Genomic DNA, 26,940 nt, shown 5'->3' with positions numbered 1-26,940 from the left:
TTGCCTATTTCTGCCGATATCGACAGCCAGGCGGGATTTCCCTGGCCCTGCGGATTAAGCTGCGGGCAACTGGAGACCATCATGTCAGACATGCCCCCCGAGCCCTACCTGGAGACTCAGCGTCAGGAACTGGCCGAGCTGATCACCCAATTCTGCCCCGGCATCGGGGCCGCCGAAACGGCAGTACCCGACCTGGTGCTGTACCGGGCCACCGAGCCGTCGCCCATCACCCACTGCCTGTATCGCCCGGCGCTGTGCATCATGGCCCAGGGGCAGAAGATGGTGCGTCTGGAAGACGAGACCTACTGCTACGACCCGCTGCATTACCTGGTGGCCTCGGTGACTCTGCCGGTCACCGGCGAAGTCACCCTGGCCTCCCCCGAGGCTCCTTATCTGAGCCTGCGCTTGGACATCGACCCCAACGAGATCGGCAGCCTGCTGGCCGCCGCCGGCCCGATTGGCGTGCCCAATCGAGGCAGCGGTCGTGGTCTGCATGTCGACCGGCTCGACGGTCCGCTGCTGGATGCCGTACTACGCCTGTTGCGACTGCTGGAGAGCCCACGAGATATCGCCATGCTCGCCCCGCTGGTGCGACAAGAGATTCTCTATCGCCTGCTGCATAGCGCCCAGGGTCAACTGCTACGCGACATCGCCACCGCCGACACCCAGGCTCATCGGGTCAACCGCGCCATCGAGTGGCTGAACAACCACTACCACGAGCCTCTGCGCATCGACGAACTGGCGCGGGTGGCCAACCTCAGCACGTCCACCCTGCATCACCGCTTCAAGGCGGTAACCGCCATGAGCCCGCTGCAGTATCAGAAGCAGCTGCGCCTGCAGGAAGCACGGCGACTGATGCTGTGCGAGAACCTGGATGTGTCGAGCGCAGGCTACAAGGTCGGCTACGAGAGCCCGTCGCAATTCAGCCGCGAATACAGCCGCCTGTTCGGCGAACCGCCGGTACGCGATTTGGCACGACTGCGCAGCGCGGTCTGACTACCAGCTCAGTTCAAGGCGACTCTCGAAGCCTCGCATCTCACCGCTCAGCGGATCGGCGAAGGTCAGGCTGTGGGCCAGCAGCTGCAGCGGGCGAGTGAAATCGTCCACGCCCTTCTCATCGATAAGCTCGGGATAGAAGGTGTCGTTGACAATCGGTGCCCCCAGGGCAGCCATGTGTACGCGCAACTGATGCTGCTTGCCGGTGACCGGGAACAGCCGATAGCGCCACAGCTCGCCGCGCCGCTCCAGCACCTCCAGCAAGGTCTCGCTGTTCGGCTCGCCCTCCACTTCGCACATGCGGAAGAACGGCTCGCCCTTCTCCAGACGGCTGTGCCGACGCAGCGGGAACTGATGTTGCGGCAGGGCCGGTGCGATGGCCTGATAGCGCTTGTCGATGCGTTTCTCCCGGAACAGCGCCTGGTAAGCGCCGCGGCTTGCCGGCTCGGTCGAGAACAACACAAGCCCCGCCGTGTGCCGGTCGATGCGATGCAACGGCGCCAGGTGCGGGTTGCCGGTCTCGCGCACCAGGCGGGTAAGCAGGGTTTCCTCGGCGTAGTCACCTGCCGGCATCACCGGCAGGAAATGTGGTTTGTCCGCCACCAGCAGGTGCTTATCGAGGTGCAGCACGCAGGCCTGGAAGGGAATCTTGCGCTCATTCTCGATCTCGCGGAAATACTGCACCCGCAGCGCCTCGCGATACGGCGCCTCCGGCCCCAGCGGCCGATCCTGGTCGTCCAGCACCAGCCCGCGCGCCATGCGCTGCAGCCAGGTCTCGCGGGATATCTGCGGGAAGCGCGCACACAGGCAATCGAGTACGGTCGCCCAGCTGCCAGCCGGCAGGTGCAGGTAACTGGGGCGAACGTTCAGAGAAGAGGAAGACATGACGTGAGGCCCGGTGAAGAAGCTGCGCATTATTCCCCAGGCGGCAGGAAAACACCGCCCCCTCTCGTCTCACGGGGCGCAACCGGCCATCTGTTAGCCCCGATTCGCCACACACTGTAGCTGCCAGCCCCCGCCGCACAAGCGCACCATGGGCCGGGAAAAATATGGAGGAAGCGATGAAAACCATCGGCCTGATCGGCGGCATGAGCTGGGAGTCCACCCTGCCGTACTACCGCCTCGTCAACGAAGCGGTGAAGTCTCACCTGGGTGGCCTGCACTCGGCACGCCTGGTGCTGTACAGCGTGGACTTCCACGAAGTCGAACAGCTGCAACGCAGCGGCGACTGGGCGCGCGCCGGCGCCCTGCTGGGCGAGGCAGCGGCAGCACTGGAGCGCGCCGGCGCAGATTTCCTGGTGCTCTGTACCAACACCATGCACAAGGTGGCGAATGCCATCGAGCAGGCCACGAGCATTCCGCTGCTGCACATTGCCGATCCAACCGCAGAAGCCATCCTTTCCACCGGGCTGCATCGGGTCGGTCTGCTTGGCACCCGCTTCACCATGGAGCAGCCGTTCTATCGCGAGCGCCTGGAGAGCCGGCATGGAATTCAGGTACTGGTACCGGACGATGCCGACCGTGCCGAGGTGCACAGGGTCATCTACGAAGAGCTGTGTCTGGGCAGCGTACGGGAGGAATCGCGCCAGGTTTATCGCCAGGTGATCGAGCGACTGGTCGAGCGTGGCGCCGAAGCTGTGATTCTCGGCTGCACCGAGATCGGATTGCTGGTCGGTACGGCTGATGCATCGGTGCCCCTGTTCGACACCACCCTGTTGCATGCCAGAGCAGCAGCGCAGGAAGCCCTCTCGACCTAATCGGTCAATTGCCCTGCCCTGTCGTCGTATCTCACCACCCGATCACGACCAGCGGCCTTGGCTGCGTAGAGCGCCTTGTCGGCGCCCTGGATCAACTGCTCCGGGCCGCCGTCATCGGCTGCTACCGATGACGGCAGGCAGACATGAACACCCGCGCTCAGGCTGACTCGCTGCCAAGGTGAGCCGGTATGCGGCAGAGCCAGATCCTCCAGTGACAGTCGGATCTGCTCTGCCACCTGCAAGGCACCATGAGCATCTGTCTCGGGGAGCAGCAGGCAAAACTCTTCACCCCCGTAGCGCGCAGCCATGTCCGCTGGACGCCGTTGACCGTCCCGAATCACTCCGGCGACCCTGCGCAGGCATTCATCACCGGCCGAATGGCCATATATGTCGTTGTACTGCTTGAAGTAGTCGACGTCGAACAGCACCAGTGCCAACGGCTTCTGGCTGCGCACGGCGCGGGCGAACTCATCGCTGAGGGCGCGAATGAAGCGACGGCGATTGGCCAGGCGCGTCAGCTCATCCTCCAGAGCCTGCTGCTCCAGACGCTTGTTGAACGAGCGCAGGGCGTCGCGGGTGGCCGTCAGCTCGGCTTCGGTCTTCTGGCTCTGCTTGATCAGCCGCAGCAGGTAGAAGCCAAACAGGGCCAGCAGGCTGGCCAGCACGATCACGACGAACAGCTGCCGAGTGGTATCCGCACGCCAATCCGCCAGGATGTCGCGCTCGGCCAGGGCGGCCACTACCACCAGCGGATAACCCTGAATCTGCCGGTAGCTGTACATGCGCAGCACGCCATCGACGATCGAGGGCAGCATCGCGGTGCCCGTCGGGCTTTGGGGCAGCAGGCGGCTGAAGATCTGCCCATTGGCGATGCTGGTGCCGATCGCCGTCTCGGTGTAAGGGCTACGCACCAGCACCGTGCCATCGTTCAGCACCAGGTTGATGGTGCCACTCTCGCGGATATCGAAAGTGCCGTAGAACTGCCGGAAGAAGTCGATGGAAATCGTCGCCAACGCTACCCCGGCGAAGTTTCCCCGGGCATCCTCAAGGCGCCGCGATAGCGGGATGATCCAGTCACCGGTGGTGCGACTACGCACCGGTAGACCGACATGGGCTCCGTGATCATCCGGGTGCAGGCGGTGATAGATGAAATATTCGCGATCGGCATTGTTGGCGCCGGGCGGCACCTCACCGAACGAATTGGCCAGCCAGTTGCCGTCACGGTCATAGACGAACAGGCCATGCAACTCGGCCTGCTGCTGCACATGCTGGCGCATCAGGCCCTGCAGACGCAGCCGCTGCTCGGCATCGGTGCCATCGACCTGCAGCCGCTCGACCAGATCGAGCAACACGGTATCGGCTTTCTTCAGGGTATCGCTGGCCTGGCGGGCCAGCGCCGAGGCCAGGTTCGAGGTTTCGATCTCGGCATCACGCAGTTGTACCTGGCGAGCCTTCCAGATCAGCCAGCCATCCGTGGCCACCAGGGACACACACACCAGCACAACGAACACCCGGGCCAGCGACAGGATCGACGGCCTCTGCCACCAGCTGCGGTGCGTGCGCCATGCGCCCGTACTCTTGCTCATCGAATGCCGCTGCTCACCTCTGCTTTTCTGAATCAAATATAGAAAAGCCTCGCCAGGGTCAATAAAGGCCTCGTGCCAGATGGACCGCCAGCCCCACCACTGCACAGGCCAGCAGCACCTCGATCACACCACGGCGCCACACGAACAGTGCCAAAGCCGCACCCAGGACGATCAGCGCCGACCGCCAGTCGAAGGCACCCGCAAAGCCCTCAGGCCAGAGCACATGGTAGGCAAAGAACAGCGCCAGGTTGACGATCACCCCCACCACCGCCGCGGTAATGGCGGTCAGCGGTGCCGTGAACTTCAGTTCGCCATGGGTCGCCTCCACCAGCGGGCCGCCGGCGAGGATGAACAGGAACGACGGAAGGAAAGTGAACCAGGTCACCAGGCAGGCCGCCAGCGCGCCAGTGGCGAAGGCCGAGTCGGCACCGAACACCGGCTGGGCGTATCCCCCCAGGAAGGCGACGAAGGCCACCACCATGATCAGCGGTCCCGGAGTGGCCTCGCCCAGGGCAAGGCCATCGATCATCTGGCTCGGCGTCAGCCAGCCATAGTGGCCGATGGCACCCTGGTAGACATAGGGCAGCACCGCATAGGCGCCGCCGAAGGTGAGCAGCGCGGCCTTGGTGAAGAACCAGCCCATCTGGGTCAGGCTGCCCTGCCAACCGAAAGCCAGGGTCAGCAGCCCCATCGGCAGCAACCAGAGCACGGCGCCGACCAGCAGCAGGAGCAGCAGGCGCGAGACGCGGAAGCGCGCGTGATCTGGTGTCGGCGTGTCATCGTCGATCAGCGCCGGGCCGTAGGCGTTCTGCGCCGCACCTTGGCCGCCACCGAGGGCGAAATACCCTGGCGCCACACGCCCGCCGAGCACACCGAGCAGTGCTGCACCCAGCACGATCAGCGGGAACGGCAGCTGCAGCACGAAGATGGCGACGAAAGCCAGCGCGGCTATGCCCCACAGCCAACGGTTCTGCAACGCCCGCGAGCCGATGCGGTGGGCCGCATGCAGCACGATGGCGGTCACCGCCGGCTTGATGCCATAGAAGATACCGGCCACCAGGGCCAGGTCGCCGAAGGCGATGTACAACCACGACAGCAGGATCAGGATCAGCAGCGACGGCAACACGAACAGCACGCCGGCGATTACGCCGCCCCAGGTACGGTGCAGCAGCCAGCCGATATAGGTGGCCAGCTGCTGGGCCTCCGGTCCCGGGAGCAACATGCAGTAATTGAGGGCATGCAGAAACCTTCGCTCGGATATCCAGCGACGGCGTTCCACCAGTTCCTGATGCATGATGGCGATCTGCCCGGCCGGCCCACCGAAGCTGATGAAGCCCAGTTTCAGCCAGAATCTCAACGCCTCACGCCAGCTCAACGGCTGCGGTCCCTCGGTCTGCATGCGTGCCCTCCCCCGGATTGCCGGCCATGCTGCCATAGGCATTGCGACAACGGCATGGCGATTGGCATCTTCGGCCGGGACTTGGCCAGCGCGGATGCATACACTAGCGACCAGTTTTCCTTCTGCCCGAGGCCACCATGACAGACGCAGCTTCCTCTACCGCCATCATCATCGGCGCCGGCCATGCCGGCGGTGAACTGGCCATCGCCCTGCGTAACGAGGGCTGGGAGGGGCGCATCCTGCTGCTCGGCGAAGAGGCTCATCTGCCCTACCATCGCCCGCCGCTGTCCAAGGCCTATCTGGCCGGCAGCGTGGAGAAAAGCAGCCTGTCGATCCGCCCGCAGATGGCCTACGACAAGGCCGGCGTGGAGTTCTTCGGTGGTGTGCGAGTAACCCATATCGACCGCGCCAACAAGCGCCTGGCGCTGGCCGATGGCAAGCAGTTGACCTACGACAAGCTGGCCATCGCCACCGGCGGCCGCCCACGACCGCTGGCGGTACCGAATGCCATGGCCGCCGAGCGCTGCTCCAACTTCCACTACCTGCGCACCCTCGACGATGTCGAGCTGATCCGCGCACAGATGGCCCCTGGCAAGCGCCTGGCCATCGTCGGCGGCGGATACATCGGTCTGGAGGTGGCCGCCGCAGCCGTGGCCCAGGGTCTGGAAGTCACCATACTGGAAGCCCTGCCGCGCGTGCTGCAACGCGTCACGGCGGCCGAGCTGTCGGCCTACTACGAGCGCAAGCACCGCGAGGCCGGCGTGGACATCCGCATCAGCGTGCAGGTGGCTGATCTGGAGGTCGCAAACGAGTTGGTCAGCGCGGTGATCTGCGCCGACGGCAGCCGCCTGGAGGCCGACCTGGTGGTGGTCGGCATCGGCTTGATCGCCAATACCGAACTGGCTGCCGAGGCCGGCCTTGCGGTGGACAATGGCATCCTCGTCGACGAACAGGCTCGCACCAGCGACCCGGACATTTACGCCGCTGGCGACTGCACCAACCATCCCAATCCGCTACTCGGCCGCCGACTGCGCCTGGAGTCGGTACCCAACGCCCTGGAACAGTCGCGCGTGGCCGCCGCCGGCATGGCCGGCAAGGCCAAGACCTACGCTTCGGTGCCCTGGTTCTGGTCCGATCAGTACGAGCTGAAGCTGAAGATGGTCGGCCTGTCCGAAGGCTTCGAACGCCTGGTGCTGCGAGGCGACCCGCTGACCGACAGCTTCAGTGCCTTCTACCTCAGGGACGGCAAGGTGCTCGCAGCCGACACGGTGAACCGCCCGCAGGACTTCATCGCCGCCAAGCGGCTGGTGGCCGAAGGTATCGCCGTGACCGCCGAGCAGCTGGCTGACGACAGCCGGCCGCTGAAGGAGCTGCTGCCCACACCAGCAGCCTGAGCGCGCAGATGAAAACACCGGCCGAGGCCGGTGTTTTTCTGTGTGGCTCAGATGTCGCGGATCAGGGAATCCACGACCACAGTTCGACATCGATGAAGCGGAAGATCGCCCGGGTGAAGGCCTTCCATACCGGCAATGTCTCACCCGCAGCCTTGGCGTAGCCGGTCATGCCCGACTTCAGCTCCCCGTTCGGGTTATCGATTGTCGTCAGCACCTTGACGTACTTGCCCGTGGTCTTCTCGATCACGTTGGCATCGATCTGCGTCACGGTCCCATCGAACAGCCGGTCGGAGTAGGCCAGCGGCTTGACCTTGAGTACCGCCCCCGGCTGCACGTACCCGATCTCGGTTTCCGGCACCTCGATCTCGGCGTAAACCCGATCGGCCTTCTCCACCACTGCGAAGGGCTCACCCGGAGGCTGGAACTTGCCGACCTTCTGCCTGAGCAGCAGGGTGATCAGCTTGCCGTCCATCGGCGCCCTCAGCTGTGAACGCTCGATCTTCGCCAGGTACAGGTCGCGCTCGCTACGCCAGCGCTGGACCTGAGCCTCGGCGGCGGCAATCGAGTCAGAGGTGGCTCCGGTTCTGGCCAGGGCCAGGTTGGCTTCAGCTACCTTGACCGCCATCAGGTCCACCTCGTACTGGCGGCGGGCCTGGTCGGCCTGCTGCGCGGACACTCCACCCTTGGCCAGCAGGGTGACATGGCGCTGATTGTTGGACTGGCTGAACTGGGTCTGGGTGCGCGCCATGTCCAGGTTGCGCAGGGCGACTTCCACCTCTTCGGGCCGTGGGCGCGACTTCAGCTCGGCGACTATCGCCATCTCCTCGGCGATGCGCGCCTCGGCGATCTTCACCTGGCCGGAATAGTCACCCGTAGCCAATCGCGCCAGGACCTGCCCCGCCGCTACCTGCTCTCCCCCTTCCACCAGCACCTCAGTGACGATACCGCCGATGTCGCTCGCCACCTGCTGCTGCTCGGTCGGCAGAATGACGAAAGAGCCCCCCGGCTCGTAGGGATAGGGTAGGAACAGACAGATCAGCAGGGAAAGAGCCGCTACCCTTCCGGTGTAGCGAGCCGTCTTGTTGACGGGTTGGGCACCGACCTTCTGCTCCAGATTTTCTGGCAGACGACGACGCTTCCAGCGTTCGTACTGAACGGTACGCTCGTACATCTCGTTGGCCGACCTGAACTTGCGGTAGGTCAGCACGCTCAGGTAGCCCACCAGAACGATACTGGCCAGTACCCCGGTGCCGCCGAAATGCACCTCCAGCCAGCCACTAACCAATACCAGCGCCACCACGAACAGCAGCACCGAGTACAAAACCGACGCCAGGCCGTAGGCCATCAGCGCGGTGTCGTTGGCCTCGCGGTAGGCATTGCCCTTGATGCGTCCGAACAGCGCCTTGAACGCCTTGCCACGCAGGTGCGGTTCATCCAGCAACACGGCGATCAGATGGTAGCCGCTGCTCTTCGACAGGGGGTTGAGCGTCAGCAGCAGCGCCACCCCGGCGGTGAGAGCCAATGCCAGACCACCTGCCGGTAGCAGTCCCCCGGAAGAGCGGGTCAGATACCAGGTGAAGACCCCGAGGCTGAACAACGCGATGCGCATCAGCACCGGACCGCCATGCAGCCACAGCCGCTCGCGACGGCTGAGGCCCATCAGATGGCGAATGCGTGGCAGAAAACGCGGCAGGAAGCCAAGCATGAACGCCACCGACAGGCTGTACACCGTGCCACGGTACTTCTGTGCGGTGAGTGCCAGGGTCAGGGTACACAGCAGGTTGACGGTGAACAGGCTGAAGAACACATGGCCGAGCGCGCCCATGCCAGAGAGCATGCTGGCGGCATCCAGCTGGGCCAGCGAGTAGTTGTTGATCAGCACGCCCAACGCGAGGCCAACCAGCAGTGGCAGAACGAAAACGCCGTACTTGAGCGATTCCGTCCAGCCCTGCATGGACTTCAGCAGACGATGGGGATTGAACAGGTGCAGTACCGGGATACGCAGGGTGTCGTCCATGCCCGCTGAGTCGCGCACACCAGCCTGCAACTGATCCGAATCCGGTCTTCTGGTGTCGTTGGAAGCCCCTGCGCCAGGGCGGGCTGTAGCGCCGGAGGGCGCAGCGGCCTGAAGCGGAACGGCGCTGATCGGAGCCGATGCAGGCGTCTGACTGCGGGCGGGTGGCGCCGCCTTGTCACGGAAACGCGCCACCTTTTCCTCGAGCAGGCGCTGGAGATCCTCCTGCAACTGCTCGCGATAGGGTGCCACCAGCGGGTGCGCGGCAGCGGCCAGCCCCAATAGACGCTGGTCGATCAGGTTCACCAGCAGGCCATCCAGCTCACCACGGCTCAGAGCATGCGAGAAGCGTCGTTCGTAGCTGGCGGCAATGGCCACGAATTCCTCGTCCACCTGCATCATCTCGAGGATGAAGAACTGGTGCGTCTCCAACTCCCACTGCTGCTGGCTGGCCGGATCGATCACCACGTACAACGGCTCCTGTCGGCCGTTGCGCAGGAACACCTGCAGCCCCTTGCGCAGCAGCAGCGGCGTGGCGATCTTGCGGGCGTCGCCGAGATCGGACTCTTTCTTCGCGGAGATATTGCCGTTCATAGCACGGGGCTTCCTTTGGACCGGTCACGGATACCGGCGCTGGGTGCGGCCGAGGTCATCTGTTTGCGCGGGGCGAAGAACACTTCGCAGCCGCCGCGCGGGTTGTCGATATAGCGGTCCCCGCCCAGCGGCCAGACCCTGGGGCCGAAGGGGTTGGCAGCGCCGAGGAACAGGCCGTAGGGCGAGGAAACGATAGTGCGCATGCCGATGTTGTAGGGGTTGCCCATGCCATCGGTGGTCACCGGCACCCAGTTCTCGCCGTCGTAACTGCGGTACAGGTCGAAGCCCGACTGGCGCTCGAAGATGAATTTCTCGCCAACGCTGTTGACGATGTTGAGGAAGGGCTCCGGCCAGCTGTCGCGCCGGGCGTAGCCGAGCAGGCCGCTCCAGTCGAAGGTCGACAGATACAGCCAGCCCTCGTGCTCGGCCATGCGCCAGAAGTAGCCGTTGAAGAAGTTGTCGAAGCCCGCCATGTAACCGGACAGCGGCTCCTTCCAGCCCTTGTCGGTCATCCGTGCATCGCCTACCAGCAGATCCCAGCTCAGGTCCGGGCGGATGCGGATCAGCTCGGGTGGCGCCGGGCCGACGCCGTTCTGCCGGTCGATGCCGCCGCCCTGGATGGCGCTGCCGACATAGAGCGCGCCCTTGAACGGGTACATGCTCAGCACCGACTGGTTGAGCGGGCCGCGGCCGGCGCCATCGGCTATCACCTGCTCCCAGTGGTAGGGCTTGGACTCGCAGGTGCTGCGCCAGACCTGGTAGCCCTTGAGGTTGAAGGTACCGATATAGAGATGATCGCCGAACGGGCACATCTCGAAGATGGTCTTGTTGCCCTCATCGCCGAAACCGAAATCGCTGACGGCCTCCCAGCGGCCCTCCTCCGGCGTCTCGCTCTCGTAGACGATGGAGTGCGAGGAAACGTTGGGATTGCCACCGCGCGAACCGGCCGGGGTGGTGTACATGCGCCCCTTGAAGCTGACCATGGTGCGGATGGTGGTCACCGGCAGGCCCATCAGCCCCGGCTCGCAACTGGGGGTGAAGTCCAGACCATCCTCACTGCGCAGCAGCAGCGGCCCCGGTCCCTTGGCCGGCGACCAGGTACTGACGAACAGCGATGGCTTGCGCCCGGCGCTGCCGGGGTACACGCACATGCCACGGAAGCCCAGCTCGCGGGGGATCCTCGAGCCATCGCTGCCGATGATGGTGGGCGCCTTGAACACCCGCTTCCACTCGTCCTTGCGCGGGTTGTAGCGCCAGATCTCGGCGTGCAGGTCGAGGTCGAACGGGTTGGCCGGACACTCCACCGGCCAGGGGTCCATGCTGATCGGCAGTCGCGCCTTCATCAGCGGAAAGTTGCCGCGGGTGGTGCCGACATACAGGTGGTCGTTGAACCAGGCCATGGCGTGGGCGTAGGCGTTGATGCCATCGCCAAAGCCGTTACGGGCGATCAGGTGGAAGTCGTCCTCGCTGAGCCCGGCCGGCACGCGGATCTTGCTCGGCAGGTTGAACATCGAGCCGGCCTTGATCTTGCGCGCCAGCACCTCGGCAATAAAGGCGTTGAGGTGGTCTAGGGCATCGTCGAAGGCGCCGAACGGCCCCTGCTCCTTGCCTTCGCGGGTGGCGTAGAACCACTGCTCGGCTCGACTGTAGATGCGGTCGCTGCGGAAATAGGGCCTGGTTTCGCCATCCTCGGCACGTCCTTGGCGCAGACCGCTGGCGCGGCGCAGGAAGAACTCGAAGGAGCGGATCAGCTTCTGCGGCCGCGAGGCCGGGAAGAAGTGCCCCGCACCTCGTACCAGGCGGAAGTCCGCGCGCGGCCAGACGGTGAGCAGCAGCTCCCCGGTGGTCACCGCCTGGGAGCGTTCGCCGTAGATCGCCAGCAGCGGGAAGTGCAGCTGGCGCAGGCGCTCCACTACCAGGCCATCGTCGCCCATCAGCTCTTCCTGGGCGGCAGTGGTCTCCAGCAGTTTCACCCACTGGTCGGCGGTGCGCTTGCCGGAGCTGCCCATCAGCGGATTGATCAGTTCGCGCAGGGCTTCCGGCAGCTCGCGCTGGTTCAGCTGCAGGGTCGCCGCCTCCTTGAGCAGGCGGTAACCGAAATAGGGTTCGCGGGTGTTCAGGGCGATACAGTTGTCATCCAGGATGCGCTGGATATGGTCGGCATAGCGCCAGTCGGCACCCACGTTGCGAATGGCGGCGATGTGCGTATCGGCAATGGTCAGGCTGCGAAAGCGCTGGGGCTGCTCGCACGCCAGGTTCAGCGCGATGGTGCCGCCGAAACTGTGGGCGATGAAATGCGCCCGGCCGATGCCCAGCCAGTCCAGCAGCTGGCGCAGGTCCTCGGCCTGTTCGGCCGGGGTGTAGCCTTGCTGCGGCATGCTCGAGCGACCATGACCGCGCAGGTCGTACATGGTCACCCGGTAGTGCTTGGCCAGGGCATGGCCGATCTGCATGTACCAGAACGCCAGGTTGGCGGCGAGACCGTGGATCAGTACCACGTCCTCGATCTCGCCTTCCGTGCGTTCGCAGGACAGCTGTTGATAGTGCAGCCGGACACCATTGACCTCGGCCATCGCCATCGCGCGTTACTCCATGTAGCCGAGCATCTGCAGCTGCGCCATCAGCTTGTCCTTCTCGTCATCGGCCATGCCTTCGGCGTTGGCGTCCTGGTTCACCCCGCGGGTGGCTTCGCCGATGCGGATCGGGTTCTGGTTCAGCCACGGCTTGATGAACATGTCGTTGGCCACCTTGCCCTCGAAGTCGCCGGGCACTTCCAGGCCCTGGCTGTAGAGCAGGGTCGCGCCGACGTCGCAGATGTGCCGGCGGTCGATCTGTACGCCCTTGCGGATGCCCGGACCGCAGGCGATGAAGATGCCGTCCGGGTGGTGGGTGCCGGCCGGCTCCTCGCGCGGTTCGACGATCGGCAGCTTGTTCTTGATCGAGACGAAACCGAAGTCGCGCAGCACCAGCAGCAGGTCCGGCGCATCCAGCATCGCCGGGCCGGCGAAGACTTCCTCGCGCAGGTGGATCTCGCTGACGATGCTCTCGCCGGTGACCGGATCCTTGAGCGCCTTGATGTCGATGATCAGCTGCTCGCGGAAGGCCTCGTAGTCTTCCGGCTTGATCCCGGTCTCGCCCGGATTGCGTGCCACGCGGATATTGATGCCGTTGCTCGACGGGGTGCGGCAGTAAGCGGTGGTCTTGGTCCAGTCAAGGTTGGCGAACATGCTTTCCTCGCGGCGCTTGGCGGCCTCGGAATCCGGATCGAGCACTTCCTTCCAGTGCAGGTAGCCCTTCTCGAACAGCCAGGCGTTGATCCGCACCACTTCGGTGGTGGCGGTGAAGCCGTGGTCGGAGGCCATGAACACCTGCACGTCCGGGCCGGCCATGGTCACCAGTTCTTCGATGAAGCCATCAAGCTGGCGGAAGTAGTCCAGGCACAGCTTGCGCATGCGCTTGTGGTAGTCACTGACGCCGTCGTGCTGCAGGGCCGGGTCGAGGAACAGCCAGGCCTGGTGCTGCAGCTTGTCGACGCCGTCGAACATCACCGCCATCAGCTCGGGCGCCTCTTCCTTGAGCAGGAACTTGGCGATCTCGAACCACTGCTTCTCACGCGGCAGGTGGTAGCGCACCCAGTTCTCGCGATCTTCGTCGGTAAGGTCGTTGACCGCCTGCTTCTCCTGCTCGAAGTCCCAGGCCAGTTCCTTCGGATCGAAGCCCGGCAGGTCCTGCTTGAGACGATCGTAGAAGTTGGCCGGCACAGTGTTGCGGCGCAGGTGCCGCCATGGGATGAAGCCCGGCACCATGAAACCGTTGAGGTCCTTGGGTGGCGGCGCGGTGAATGGCAGGTTGAGCACGGCGACGCGGCGATCCTGGCGGCTGGCGATCGACCAGATGGTCTCGGCGCGGTTGTCACGCGAATCGTAGAGGGTGAAGAACACGTCCCCGTTCTTCTCCTCGGCGCGGATGAAATCCAGCAGACCGTGGTTGCCCGGGCTGCGCCCGGTCATCAGCGAGACCCAGGCCGGCGGGGTCAGCGGGTTGGGCGTCGAGCGCAGCTTGGCGCGGGTACCACGGGCCATGAGGCCGCCGAGGAAGGGCATCACGGCCGGCTGGCCGTCCTTCTCCACGCAGAGGTCGTCGAGGATGGTGAAGGTGCAGCCATCCATGCCGATGAAGAGGGTACGAGTGGTCATGCCGGCACTCCTGTGAGTTTTTCGTGGACGAAATCGATCAGCTGCCCGATGGAGAGATCGTCGACGTAACTGCCGTCGTTCATCAGCAGATCCTGGAAGCCCATTTTCGGGCGGTTGTAGTGCTCTTCGATGGCGACGATCAGCTGGATGATGTCGACCGAGGCGAACTCCATGTCCGCCACCAGCCGGGTCTCGGCACTCAGCGGCGCGTCCAGCTCGATGCCCCAGTCCTGGGTCAGGTCGGCAGCGATGTGGATCAGGGTTTGCTCGATTGCGCTCTTGCTCTCAGCCATTGGCCACTCCGTATTCCGCTACTTCCAATTCGGCCCCGGCCAGGGCGATCAGCTGATCGCCGTGCACCTCGAAGGCCACACTCACGCACGCCGGCGCCAGGCTGGCGTCTCCGGCGAAACTCACTTCGGCCAGGTCGCCGATCTCGGCGAACTGCACTTCGAAATCCTGCGGCGCACCGCGCAGGCCGCAGCCCAGGTACTTGGCGGCAGCCTCCTTGGCGCACCAGGTACGCAGGGTCAGCTCGCCCTGCCAGGCCGGGTCCACCGCGGCCAGCACCTGCTGCTCATGGGCGGTGAACGAGCCGGCCACCAGTTCCGGACGTTGCAGGCGATCCAGGCGCTCGGCGTCCACACCCACGGCGCCGCCCGGCACCAGAGCGGCCAGGCAGCCATCGCGGTCGTGGCTCAGCGACACGGCCGGCGCGGCCAGCCAGTGGCCGTTCCACCAGCCGTCGACGAAGGGCGCGCCCAGTGCGTCGTGATGCACGCTCACGTCTGCCGGGCAGAGCAGCTCGCCGGTCTGCTGGTAGATGAAGTAGCGGGTCGCTTCCTTCAGGCACAGGCGACCGTGCAGCCACTCACGGGCGCGGCGGGTCTGGCGCACGCTTTCCCACTCATCGCGCTCGTCCACGGCCAGCACGGCATGGGCAAGGATGCGCAGGAAGATCGCCGCCGACTGCTTGCAGAAGTCCTCGGGCAGCTGCTCCAGCTGCCACAGCAATGCCTGCGGTGCCGCACTGGCCAGCGGCGCACCGAGCCAGCCGTTCATGGGCTCGCGACGCAGCTGGTAGAAGGCGTTGGGCACGGGGAAGAACAGGTTGGCGAAACCGCTGGCATGCAGCAGCAGGCGGCCCTCGTGCAGGCAGTCGAAGGTCCAGGTGCGCGGTGCATCCAGGCCGCTATTGGCCGCATCGACCGGGCGCTGGCGCCCACGCAGCCAGGCGCCGGACAGATCGGCAGGTGCCTGTGCATGAATTTCGATGCGGGCGATATGCGAAGGGAAGCTGTTGAAATCGGTGCCGACCTGCTGCGCCAGCCAATAGGCGGCCAATTGACCGAGGGCGTCCAGCAGCACCGGGTTGAGCACCAGGGCACAGGGCTCGCCGTCATGTACGAAACCATCCAGCGAGCAGCTGGCGAGCTGGACATCGATGCCCTCCTCAGCCCAGGCGCCGACACTGGCGATGCTCTGGAATAGCGGGCCGTGGAACATGCCGGTGCTGTACAGCTCGTGGTCCGGCCAGCGATAACCGATACCACCCTGCAGCTCGGCCAGCGGCGCGCCGGTAAGCTGCGCGGCGAAGCGGAATTCGGCGCTCATCACCAGGCTGCCGGCGTTGTGCAGCTCGGCCCGGTAGTGGTTATCGGCGACGCGCTCGGCCTGCACCTGCAAGGTCAGCTCGCCGCGATCCAGGGCGACCCAGTCGAAGGCACGCACGTTCTCGATCAGGTTGATCGCCACGCTGCCGGCCAGCAGCGCGCAGGCCTCGGCCATGATTTCCAGGCTGGCCATCATCGCCACACAGGCCAGGCCTTGCAGCTCGGGTTGATGGTAGGAGCTGGGGCCGGACAACACGTGATCGGCGAGGAAGCGGTCGGTGGACCACAGCGGGCACTGGGCGCTGAGTCGCTCGCCCTGGCGCTGGATATCCACCAGCAGCGGCGCCGTCGGGCTGGCGGCCAGCGGTTGCGCGGCTACGGCCGCGACCGGCTGGAACAGTTCGCGCAGCAGCTCTCCAAGCGATTCGTTCACATGCACCACCGGCATGGTGTTCTTCACCAGCATGCCGCGCTTGGGTTGCGGCAACGGTTGATCGAGGTCGAGCACGCGGCAGGCGATGCCGCGGTAGAGCTTGCCGAGGTCCACCGCCTTGCCGTTGACGAACAGGCTGCCGAGCAGGTTGAACAACTGCTCCACACCGCTGCGCTTGCGCGCGTTGGAGGCGATGGCCAGGTATTCCTCACCGCCGAGGATGTCGTTGACGAAGCCGGTCAGGTTGCCTGAAGGGCCGACCTCGACGAAGTAGCGCACGCCATCGCGGTGCATGTTGGCGATGGTTTCGCGGAAGCGCACGGTGTTCGACCACTGCGCCGCTGCCAGCTCGAAGACTGAGGGTGAGTCAGCCGGGAACAGGTCGGCGCTGGCGCAGGAATACAGTGGTGTCTTCGGCGCCTGCAGGCCGACATCGCGGTAGTACTGGTGGAAGGCGCTGGTCACCGCGGCGAACAGCGGCGTGTGGTAGGCGCGGTCGAACGGCAGGATCGAACAGATGCCGCCCTCCTCGCTGAGCAGCTGCAGCAGGGCCTCGATGGTGGCGCGGTCGGAGAACAGCACCAACTGGTTCTGGCAGTTGTCCATGGCCACCACCACAGGCTCGGTACGGGCGGCGATGTGGCGGTCCACCACCTCGCGCTTGAGCGCGCCAACGGTGAGCAGCGCGCCGGTGGCGATGCCACCACCGTCCAGCACGCCGCGGTAGACCTGGTTCAGCTCGCGGATGAAGTCGGCCAGTTGGCCACGGTCGCTGAAAGCCATTGCGCCGCTGGCAGCCAGGGCCGAAGACTCGCCGGTGCTGTGGCCGAGCATGGCATCCGGCTCCACGCCCAGGGCGCCGAGCAGGCTGAACAGGGCCTGGCTGGCGACGAACACCGCCTCGGAGCCCACGTCCATGTCGAACAGGCGCGCTTCCAGGCGCTGGCGCAGCTCGTCATCCAGCTCGCTGGCCGGCGGGAACAGGATGTCGGTACGGGTCGAGCCCGGCTGTTCGTCGTACAGGCCCTGCCAGAAGTCGAACCACTCGCGCACTTCGGGGAACTGCTGGGCCAGGTCGGCCAGCATGTTCAGGTATTGCGAGCCTTCGCCGGGGAACAGGAAGGCCAGCTTGCCCAGCAGCGGCTGGCTGCTGAACACCTGCCCGGTGCGGGTCATCCAGCGCGGGCTCTTGGCCTCGGCGATCTTCTTCGCCGCTTGCTGCAGCTTCTTCGCCAGTTCGGCCACATCGCCGGCCAGCACGGCCAGGCGTGCCGGCTTGCCGGCACAGTCGCGGGCGGCCAGGGTCGCGGCCAGATCCAGCAGCGCCACACCGGGGTTGCTCTCTATATAGCCCTGCACCTGCTGCAGCTGGGCCAGCAGCTCGGTCTCGGAGGTGGCGGCGAACACGCACAGCTCGCACTCGCGACGGGCAAAGCTCAACGGACGCTGGGCGGCGGCCGGCGCCTCTTCCAGCACCGCATGGGTATTGATGCCGCCGAAACCAAACGAGTTGATGCCGGCGCGGCGCGGGCTCTGTGGCTTGGCGATCCAGGGCTTGCTGGCGGTGTTGACGTACAGCGGCGTGGCGCCGATGCCCAGCGCCGGGTTGACCGTGCCACACAGGGTCGGCGGCAGCACCTTGTGGTGCAGGGCCAGGCTGGTCTTGATCAGGCCGGCGATGCCGGCGGCAGGAATGCAGTGGCTGATCATCGACTTCACCGAGCCGATGGCCACGCTGCCGAGCAGGCCCTGGCGCTCGCCGAGCACGCTGCGCAGGGCGGCGATCTCGGTCTTGTCGCCGAGCGGAATACCGGTGCCGTGGGCCTCGACCAGGGAGATGCTGGCCGGGTCGACACCGCTGCTCTCATAGGCGCGGCGGATCGACAGGGCCTCGCCCTCCTCGCTCGGCGCCAGCAGGCCGGTACCACGACCATCGCTGGCCTGACCGATGCCACGCAGCACGGCATAGATACGGTCGCCGTCGGCCAGGGCGTCATCCACGCGCTTGAGCACTACCATGCCCAGGCCTTCGCCGAGCAGAGTGCCGTCACTGCCCTGTTCGAACGGGCGCACCTTGCCGCGCCCGCTGAGGGCGCCGAGCTGGGTGAAGATCACCGAGACCTCGGCCGGAAGCGAGGCGTTGACCCCACCGGCGATCATCAGGCGGCTGCGCCCGCTGCGCAGCTCGTCCATGGCGGCGTTGACCGCCAGCAGCGAGGAGGAACAGGCGGCGTCGACTATGTAATTCGGCCCCTTGAGGTTGAGGCGGTTGGCGATGCGCCCGGTTATCACGTTGGGCACCAGGCCCGGGGCGATGTCGGTGTTGGACGGCGGCAGCTGCTTCTGCAGCGCCGTGCGCAGGCGCGCCAGGTCGTCCTCGCTCAGGCTCGGCTGGGCAGCCTTGAGCAGCTCCAGAGTCTGGTCGAGGACGATATGGTTCTGGATATGGCTGACCTGGCCGCGGTGCAGGTAGGTGCTGTGGCCGAGGATGATGCCGGTATCGCGATGATCGACGCCGTCGCCCGCGTAGCCGGCATCCTGCAAAGCATCGAAGGCCACCTTGAGAGCGAGGAACTGGTCCGGCTCACCGCCATCCACCGAGTTGGGCATGATGCCGAACTCGCGCGGATCGAAGCGGTACAGATCGTTCAGGTAGCCGCCGTGCTGGGTGTTGATGCGCCCCGAGTCCAGGTAGCGCTGCGCCTCCCACTCGTCCTGCGGCTCGCCGACGGCGTCGGTGCCGGCCAGGATGTTGCGCCAGAAGCCGGCCAGGTCTGGGGCCTGCGGGAAGATGCAGGCCATGCCGATGATGGCGATAGGCGCGTTGCTCATCACTCGGTTTCCTTGCGCAGGTGGGTGCCGCCCAGGCGATTGAGGCGCGCATCGACTATGCATTGCAGGTCTTCGATCAGCAGCAGCAGGCGACCCTCGTCATCGCTGAAGAAGACGTTGGCGCGCACCTGCTGGGCTTCGCCGGGCAGGCACTGGAAGTCCATGTGGAAGCGCTCGGGCAGCTGCTCGACGTAGCGGACCACCCGGCCGAACTGGGCCGGCAGCGCCGAACCGTCGTGGAAGGTGCGGGCCCACAGCAGGGCCATCTGCGGCGCGGCGTCGAGCACCGCCGGGTCGATGATCCACTGTTGTTCGGCACGACCACCGGCCAGCCACTGCTGCGGCGAGCTGGGACACATCAGCGCCGCCGCACCCTGGCTGGACAGGCCGCTGATGCCGCGGATGACCTGGAAGCGCGGGCCGTGGAACAGCCACTCCTGATAGGCCTTGGCCACCGGCAGCTCGCGCTCGCGGTACTCGCCGATCGAGTGACGCGGTGCCTCGGGCAGCTGCTGGGCCATCTTCACCGCGGCGCGGTAGTGCATGCGCTGCTGCTTGCCGCTACCGGAACGAATGCTGATGCTGGCGTCGAAGCCTTCGCTGCTGGCGTAGGTCGGTGGGTTGATCAGCACCGACAGGGCCTGGGTCGGCTCGCTCAGCTGCACGCCTTTGAGCAAGCGCAGCTCGGCCACTTCCGCGACTATCCAGCCCGGCCACATCAGGGTGGCGGCCTCGGCGATGATCTCCAGGGCCACGGCCGCCGGTAGTACCGGGATGCCGTCGATGCAGTGCTCCTGCAGGTAGCCATGGCTGGCGTCCAGGTTGAAGTGCAAGACCTGGGTGCCCTTCTCGCCATCTTCGATGCGGCACTGGGTCAGCAGCGGCTGGCGGGCGGTCTGCGGGGCGTCGCCGGCATCTTCCTGCCAGCGGCCGACATCCGCCTCGTGGCGCTCCCAGGGACCGTCGCCGGCCACCACTTCCACCGCATGTCCGGCCTTCAGGCGCAGGGCCTCGTCGAACAGGCGACGACCCTGCGCCGCCCCGACCAGGGCCACGCCCTTATCGGCGAATTTCTTCTCGGTTTCGCTGGTGACCATGCCGGCGCCGAACAGGGTCGGCCCCCAGGGGCCCCAGTTCAGCGACAGCAGCTTGACCTGGTTGCCCCACAGACTCTGCAGCTGACTGCACAGGCGGCTCATCAGCTCGTTGGCGGTGGCATAGTCGAGCTGGCCACTGTTGCCATAACGCCCGGCCACCGAGCTGAACACGCAGAAGAACTCCAGCTCGTCGACGCGCACCAGCTTCTGCAGCAGGAGCATGCCGAGCACCTTGGTGCCGACCACGCGCATCCAGCTGTCGGGGGTCTTGTCTTCCAGCAGCTTGTCTTCGATTACCCCGGCGCCGTGCACCACGCCGCTGAGCTTGCCATGGCGCTGGCGAATGCCGTCGATGGCGGCGGCTAGGGCCGCCTCGTCGGTGGCGTCCACCGCCAGGTATTCGACCGTCGCGCCGCGGGCGCGCAGGTCGGCGATATTGCTGTGCATCTCGCGCAGGCCGATCAGCGCGCTGATCCGCCGCTGCATTTCAGCCGGCGTCAGCTTGAGGCGGCCGGCGCGCACCTCGCCGATAAAGTGCTGGCGCAGTTGCTGCTCACCCTGCAATGCAGCGGTGGCGGCGCTCTCTTCCTGCAGCGGGCTGCGCCCGGTCAGTACCAGCACGTTGCCGGGGCGGGCAATTTCGCGCAGCACCTCGGCAGTGATGCCACGGGCGCCACCAGTGGCCAGCACCACGGCGCCTTCCAGCGCGGGCAGCAGGCTCTCGGCAGCCAACTGCTCGGCCTGAGTACGGAATACGGTACGGCGGCCGGCCGGATAACCAACCTCCTGGCGCCCGCCGACCAGCTGCAACTCGGCGGTGATGATGGCCAGCTGCTCGGCGTCGCTCAGCGCCGGATCCAGGTCGATGGCGCGGGTGCGCAGGGCCGGGCGCTCCTCGCGAATCGACTTGACCAGACCGCTGCCGCCGCCCTGCAGGCTGAGGCTCTGCCGTTGTTCATCGCCCCCCCGGGCGAACAGCCCACCGAGGGCGCTAAGGGCGACCACATGGGCATCGCTGCGCAGCTGCGCGGCCAGCGAGTGAAGGATCAGGTACAGCGACTTCTCGTTGACCAGCAGCTCGCGCTGCCAGGCCTCGAGCCCGGCGTCCGCCGGCAGGGCATGCGCACCCAGGGCGGCCAGGTGGACGATACCGGCGACCTGCTTGTCCGGGTTGGCTGCCGTCTCACGGCACCAGCTGGCCAGCGCCGCCTCGTCGGCCAGCAGCCCGGGACTCAGCAGGGACACCGTGCAGCCGCGCTGCTCCAGCCATTCCTGCAGGCGCAGGGCCAAGCCGTGGTCGTCGGCAGTGAGAATGAAGTAGCCCGGTTCGAACTGGCGTAGGGCCTGCTCGGGGATGACTTCCTCCTCGGCTACAACGATATGCCGAGGCGAGTGGCTGGCCACAACCGGCACAGTCTTCGGGCTCGCCTCGGCAGACTCAAAAGGGACAGCTACCTCACCGACCTTGAGCCCCTCGAGCATCTTCAGCATGTCCGCCAGGGTCGCTCGGGTATTGAGCTGGCTGCGGGCCTCGCCCAGGGCGCTGCCGTAGGCAGGCGGCAGGGTCTGCAGCAGGGCGCCGACGATTTCCACACGCTTGATCGAGTCGATGCCGAGGTCGGCTTCCAGGTTCTGTTCCAGGCCGACCATGTCGCTCGGATAGCCGGTGCGCTCCTCGACGATGGACAGCAGGATGTCCTTGATCCGACCGCCATCCACCTGGGCCGCCGACGCAGCCACAGGGGCCGGCGCAGCAACGGGCGCAACAGCGGCGACCGGTGCAGCCACAGGTGCAGGCGCAACAGCGACCGGAGCTGGCGCGGCAACGGGGGCCGCAACGGGGGCCGGGGCCACGCGAGCAGCCGGCGCGGCGGCGACCGGGCGACGCGGCGCCGGTGCGGCGGCAGGCATGCTGCGTGGCATGGCGACCGGCAGTGCGCCGCCGGCCATGAAGGCGTTGAGCACCCGCTCCTGGGTCTCCAGGAACTGGCGCATGGTGGCGAAGTACTCCGCCATCACCGATGACATCTCGTCACCTTGGGTTGCCGTGGGTTCGGACATGACCAGCCTCTCCTTGTGTCGCGTGGCAGCCGGGGCTGCGCTATGGGGCAGGGTTGCGGGATTGCGATTGAGCGGAACCGCCACCGGGTGTGGCTCCGTAGCGGAACTGGAAACAGGCAGTACGTCGTCTTGCCGCACGCCGATCTGCCGCGGCGCCTCGCTGGCACGGCGGGCGCCACTGCCATTGAGCAGCCAGGCCTGCTTGGGCAGGCTGGCATCGCGCCACAGCCCTTCGAGGCGACCGTTGGCGCTGATCTGACAGGCACGACCGGCGAACAGGCGTTGGGGCTGGAAAGCCACGCCGAGGCCATGCAGGCGAGCCAGGGCCAGCAGCAGGCTGGCGAGGCCACCAACGCGCTCGTCCAGGGCTACGGCCTGGTGCGGCTTGCCATCAAGGATGCGACCGACCAGGCGGCTGAGCACGGCCTTGGGCCCGACCTCGACGAACACCCGAGCACCGGCCGCGTGCATGGCCTCGATCTGGGCGACGAACTCCACCGGCTTGACCAGGTGCTCGGCCATGGCCTGCTTGACCTGTGCCGGCTCGGCGGCGTGCAGGGCGGCGCTAGCATTGGAGTAGACCGGCAGGCGTCCGGCCTGCCAGGGCGCGGCCTCGATGGCAGCGGCGAGCAGGCCCTGGGCCGGAGCGACGAAGGGCGAATGGAAGGCGGCGGCTACCGGAATCGGACTGGCGTTGATGCCGGCCTGCTGCAGCACCTCCAACGCCTGGGCGATGCCGGCGCTGGAGCCGCTGATGATGCTCTGCTCCGGGGCATTGTGGTTGGCCACCAGCAGCTGCGGAATGGCGGCGATGGCCTGTTCGACCTGGGCGCGCGGCGCCTGCACCATGGCCATGCTGCCCAGCTCACTGCCAGCGCTGGCCGCAGCCTCGACGATAAAGCGGCCACGGGCCTCGGACAGGCTCATCAGGGTGGCGAAGTCGATCTGCCCAGCGGCGAACAGGGCGACGAACTCGCCGTAGCTGTGTCCGGCGAGCATATCGCCGGACACACCCAGTTCACCCAGCAGGCGTAGCAGGCCGGCCTCTACCGCACCGAGGGCCGGCTGGGCCACATCGGTGCTGGTCAGCGCCGCGCTCGCGGCCTGGCGGGAAGCCTCGTCATAGCAGGCGCGCGGGTGAATGAACTGGCTCAGCGGCTTGCTGGCGAAACGCTCGGTGCCGGCGGCCAGCAGGCTGTCGGCCTCGGCCAGAGTGTTGGCAACCACCGGGAACAGCACGGCCAGCTCGCGCAGCATGTTGATGTTCTGCGAGCCCTGGCCGGGGAACAGCAGGGCCACCTGGCCTGGTTCGACGCGGCTGTCGCTCAGCACGATGGCCGGGTCGATCAGCGCCTCGCCGGCCAGGCGTTGTTGAGCCTTGGCCAGCTTGTCAGCCAGCTCGTCCAGGCTGCCGACCACCAGCGCCAGGCTGTGCTCGCCCTGGCCGAGGTTGTCGCTCAGATAACAGGCGATATCACGCAGCGCCACCTTGCCCGGCGCTGCCAACTGCGCCTGCAGCTGGGCCACCTGGCTTTGCAGTTGCTCGCGACTGGCGGCGCGCCACAGCAACAACTCGGCGCTCCAGGCATCGCTGACGCCCTGGGTCAGCCAAGGACGGTACTCGCCGGCATACTCCTCGAGCACCGCGTGGAAGTTGGTACCGCCGAAACCGAAGGCACTGACCGCAGCGCGGCGCGGCTGCTGTGCCGTCAGCCAGGGCTGCGCCTCGTCGAGCACGCAGAGTGGGCTGTCGCCCTGCTTCAGTACGGCGTTGGGCGACTGCACGCCCAGGTGCGGCGGCAGCACTTTGTGGTGCAAAGCCAGGGCCGCCTTGATCATGCCGGCCACGCCGGCGGTGGCCTTGGTGTGGCCGATCATGGTCTTCACCGAACCGACCACCGCCTGAGACGGGCGGCTGCCAACCTCACGCAGCAGCGAAGTGGTGCTGTCCAGCTCGGCGGTGTCGCCGGCCACGGTGCCGGTGCCATGGGCCTCGAACAGGCCGACGCTGTCCGGACCGAAGCCGGCCTGCTGGTAGGCACGGCGCATGGCTCGCAACTGGCCGGCGGGCAGCGGCGCGGTAAGGCCCTTGGCCTTGCCATCGCTGCTGCCGGCCATGCCCTTGATCACCGCATAGACACGGTCGCCATCACGCTCTGCATCGCTCAGGCGCTTCAGCGCCAGCATGGCGATACCTTCGGAAATCACGATGCCGTCGGCCGATTCGTCGAAGGTACGGCAGCGGCCGCGCGGCGACAGGGCCTGGGTCTTGCTGAAGCACAGGTAGCCGAATGGGCCCTGCACCGTGTCCACGCCACCGGCGATGACCAGGTCACTACGCCCGGAGAGCAGCTCGTTGATGCCTTGGTAGATGGCCGCCAGGGACGAGGCGCAGGCCGCGTCGGTGGCGAAATTGACGCCGCCGAAGTCCAGGCGGTTGGCGATGCGTCCGGCCATCACGTTGATCAGGATGCCGGCGAAGGTGTCCTCGGTCCATTGCGGCAGGCGCCCGGCGATCTCGCCCGGCAGGTCGCCCTTGAAACGCGGCAGCTCGGAGCGCAGGCCGTACTGCATGCCGACGTCGCCAGCACCACCGCTGGCACCGATGATCACCGAGGCCTTCTCGCGATTGAAGCCACGCTGCTCGTAACCGGCATCGCTCAGGGTCTGGCGGGCGATGTCCAGGGCCATCAGCTGCATCGGGTCGACCGACTCGATGGACTTGGGCGGCATGCCGTAACGGGTCGGGTCGAACACCAGGTCGTCGAGGAAGCCGCCCCAGCGCGAGTAGATCTTGTCCGGAGCGCTGCGGTTTTCGTCGAAGTACAGACGCCAGTCCCAGCGGTGCGAGGGGATCTCGGTGATGGCGTCGACCTTGGCCAGGATGTTCTGCCAGTACTCGCGGGTGGTGCTGGAGCCAGGCAGGATCGAGCCCATGCCGATGATGGCGATGTCGGCCGGCTCGCCGGGCTCGACAGCTATTTCGAACTGGACCTGCTGGTAGTCCTCCAACAAGGCCAGGGAATCCTCGGTGACACTGCGGTGCAGGCTGGCGACATCAGTGATGGCGTCACGCAGGGTCGCGACCTGGCCGATCATGTACATGCCGTCGGTCACCTGCTCGTCGGTGGAGAACTCCTTGAGGGTGCCCTCCTCGCCCACTCGCATGCTGCCCTTAGAGGCCAGGCGCAGGCGACCGAGGATCAGGTCATCGAGCTGCTCGCGGGCCTCGTCGGCCGGCACCGCCTCCTGCTTCAGTTCATTGCGCCGCGCGAAGAAGGCAGCGGCAAAGGGCGTGTAGGCGCAGCGGCTGGCATGGCCGGTACCCGATTCCAGGTTGACCGTGCGAGCGCACTCGATGGCCTGCTGCTGGAAGCCCTCGACGATGGCGCCGGCACCGACGATTTCGCGGGTGAACAGGTAGGCGCTGCCCATCAGCATGCCGACCTTGACGCCCTTGGCCAGCAGCGGCGCGGCCATGGTCTGGACCATGGCCGACGAGCGCGCATCGTGAATGCCGCCGGCGAACAGCACCTGGATTTCCTCTGCCGGCACGCCCAGGGCGATCTCCTCCAGCAGGCGGTCGATCATGCTGCTCCACAGCACGAAGCTGCTCAGCGGGCCGACATGACCGCCACACTCGCGGCCCTCGAAGATAAAGCGCCGTGCGCCTTCCTTGAGGAACATCGGGATCAGGTTGGACGAAGGCACGTGGAGGAAGGACGGGATGCCCGACTGCTCCAGGCGTACGGCCTGGTCCGGGCGACCGCCGGCGATGATGGCGTAGCTCGGCTGATGCGGCTTGGCGGCGGCGATCTGCTCGTCCAGCAGGGTCTGCGGGGCGAAGCCGAGCAGGCCGATACCCCAGGGGCGACCGGCCAGCAGCTCGGCAGTCTTCTCCAGCAGGGCAGCCAGTGGCTTGCCCTTGAGCAGGGCCAGAGCGAGCATCGGCAGCGCACCGCCCTCAGCCACCGCGGCAGCGAATTCGGCCTTGTCGGAGACCCGGCTCATCGGCCCCTGCACCAGTGGCAGCGGCAGGCCCAACGCTTCGGCCAACGGCGCCTGCTGGCTGCGCATGGCGCGAGCGCTCAGGGCGATCTGCGGGTTGTGCCGCACAGCTGCATCCATGGCCTGGAACAACTGGGCAACACTGCCGTACTGCTTCTGCCAGGCAGCGGCGAAAGCCACGTCCTGCCCCAGCGGCAGCAGGCCGGCGGATGGGTTGCGCCATTCCACTTCGGCCAGCAGGCGTTCACGCAGCTGGGCGGGCGCGAGGGACTCGGCATCGGCGACGAAGGCCTTGGCGCGCGCGAAACCCGGACGCGAAAGGATGCGGCAGTAGCAGCCGAACTCACCATTGCCCGCCGCGACCGTCTCGCTGCCGGACAGGTTGCGCAGATGCTGTTGCAGGTCTGCGGCGACCGGTGACTCCTGCAGCAGCAGGACCTGGCTATCCAGCGCCACGCCGGCGAAGCCGACCAGGGCCGCGGCGGCAGCGGTGTGCGGGGTGATGCCGCCGCGCAGGTACAGCGGCAGGTCGCTGTGCGCGCGCCAATGCTGGGCGAGGATGAAGCTGCTGCTCTCGCCAACGAAGCCGGCAGCCTCGTAGCCCTTGAGCAGCAGACCGTCGATACGGGAGGCAATGACGGCCTCCAGAGGATCAGCATCGCTCACCTCGAACAGAACAGCGGGACCACCTTCAGGCAGGCTAATCAGCTGGCTGTACCAGCCCTCCCACTGCTCTCGCCCGAGGATCAGGAGACGCAGGCCGTGCCCCGAATGACTCACGACCTGCTCGGCCATCGCCTCGGTGAAAGCGCCCAGCCGCAGCCCATAACCGTTGTCACCGGCATGGCTACGCAGGAGTTCGAGCTGGTCGGACACCGATGCGTCTGCCAGCTCCATATCCAACACGCCAATACCTCCGGCTCGTGATGCCGCTATCGCGAGTGCGGGGTGCTCCAGACC

12 protein-coding genes are annotated in these 26,940 nt (G+C 66.4%); 3 read left to right on the top strand and 9 right to left on the bottom strand.

The window, feature by feature from the left end; genetic code table 11:
- The first annotated feature begins 81 nt into the window (after window positions 1-81).
- Complete coding sequence (locus IB234_RS21005; RefSeq protein ID WP_192321663.1) at window positions 82-996, top strand: AraC family transcriptional regulator; 915 nt, start codon at window positions 82-84, stop codon at window positions 994-996.
- On the opposite strand, the gene IB234_RS21000 is transcribed toward IB234_RS21005, so the two are convergent.
- The gene (locus IB234_RS21000; RefSeq protein WP_192321661.1) at window positions 997-1,881 is read right to left on the bottom strand and encodes a pseudouridine synthase; all 885 of its coding nucleotides are present in this window, start codon (window positions 1,879-1,881) and stop codon (window positions 997-999) included. It abuts the gene before it with no gap.
- Between the two features lie 176 nt (window positions 1,882-2,057).
- Here IB234_RS21000 and IB234_RS20995 point away from each other — a divergent pair, with 176 nt between their 5' ends.
- On the top strand, window positions 2,058-2,753 hold the full coding sequence (locus tag IB234_RS20995) for an aspartate/glutamate racemase family protein (protein WP_192321659.1): 696 nt from the start codon (window positions 2,058-2,060) through the stop codon (window positions 2,751-2,753).
- Here the strand turns inward: IB234_RS20995 and IB234_RS20990 are convergent.
- Together IB234_RS20990 and chrA are read right to left on the bottom strand one after the other, a co-directional pair.
- Entirely contained in the window at window positions 2,750-4,339 is a 1,590-nt protein-coding gene (locus IB234_RS20990) for a sensor domain-containing diguanylate cyclase (RefSeq protein ID WP_192321656.1), read from the bottom strand. The genes IB234_RS20995 and IB234_RS20990 overlap by 4 nt on opposite strands.
- A 58-nt stretch (window positions 4,340-4,397) precedes the next feature.
- Window positions 4,398-5,738 (bottom strand): chromate efflux transporter, encoded by a 1,341-nt coding sequence (gene chrA / locus IB234_RS20985; RefSeq protein ID WP_192321654.1) that lies wholly within the window; start codon window positions 5,736-5,738, stop codon window positions 4,398-4,400.
- A gap of 137 nt (window positions 5,739-5,875) precedes the next feature.
- Between chrA and IB234_RS20980 the strand changes: the two genes are divergently transcribed.
- Complete coding sequence (locus IB234_RS20980; RefSeq protein WP_192321652.1) at window positions 5,876-7,132, top strand: NAD(P)/FAD-dependent oxidoreductase; 1,257 nt, start codon at window positions 5,876-5,878, stop codon at window positions 7,130-7,132.
- A gap of 61 nt (window positions 7,133-7,193) precedes the next feature.
- On the opposite strand, the gene IB234_RS20975 is transcribed toward IB234_RS20980, so the two are convergent.
- Genes IB234_RS20975 through IB234_RS20950 form a run of 6 tightly spaced genes read right to left on the bottom strand, consistent with a single transcriptional unit; the run spans window position 7,194 to window position 26,877 of the window.
- Window positions 7,194-9,740 carry an HlyD family secretion protein gene (locus IB234_RS20975; protein WP_192321650.1) on the bottom strand — a complete coding sequence of 849 codons (2,547 nt, stop codon included), beginning with the start codon at window positions 9,738-9,740 and terminating at the stop codon, window positions 7,194-7,196.
- Window positions 9,737-12,319: an alpha/beta fold hydrolase gene (locus IB234_RS20970; RefSeq protein ID WP_192321648.1), complete on the bottom strand. Its 2,583-nt coding sequence runs from the start codon at window positions 12,317-12,319 to the stop codon at window positions 9,737-9,739. Before IB234_RS20970 ends, IB234_RS20975 begins: the two co-directional genes overlap by 4 nt.
- Before the next feature lie 6 nt (window positions 12,320-12,325).
- A complete protein-coding gene (locus IB234_RS20965) occupies window positions 12,326-13,936 on the bottom strand; it encodes an alkaline phosphatase family protein (RefSeq protein WP_192321646.1) in 1,611 nt (536 codons plus the stop codon).
- A complete protein-coding gene (locus IB234_RS20960; RefSeq protein ID WP_192321644.1) occupies window positions 13,933-14,229 on the bottom strand; it encodes an acyl carrier protein in 297 nt (98 codons plus the stop codon). Before IB234_RS20960 ends, IB234_RS20965 begins: the two co-directional genes overlap by 4 nt.
- Entirely contained in the window at window positions 14,222-18,814 is a 4,593-nt protein-coding gene (locus tag IB234_RS20955) for a type I polyketide synthase (RefSeq protein ID WP_192321642.1), read from the bottom strand. Before IB234_RS20955 ends, IB234_RS20960 begins: the two co-directional genes overlap by 8 nt.
- Complete coding sequence (locus tag IB234_RS20950; RefSeq protein ID WP_225580746.1) at window positions 18,814-26,877, bottom strand: type I polyketide synthase; 8,064 nt, start codon at window positions 26,875-26,877, stop codon at window positions 18,814-18,816. Before IB234_RS20950 ends, IB234_RS20955 begins: the two co-directional genes overlap by 1 nt.
- Window positions 26,878-26,940 lie beyond the last annotated feature (63 nt).

Source organism: Pseudomonas sp. PDM16, from assembly GCF_014851865.1.
Classification (GTDB): domain Bacteria; phylum Pseudomonadota; class Gammaproteobacteria; order Pseudomonadales; family Pseudomonadaceae; genus Aquipseudomonas.
The sequence above is the reverse complement of the archived record's forward strand: the minus strand, read 5'-3'. Positions and strand labels throughout refer to the sequence as shown.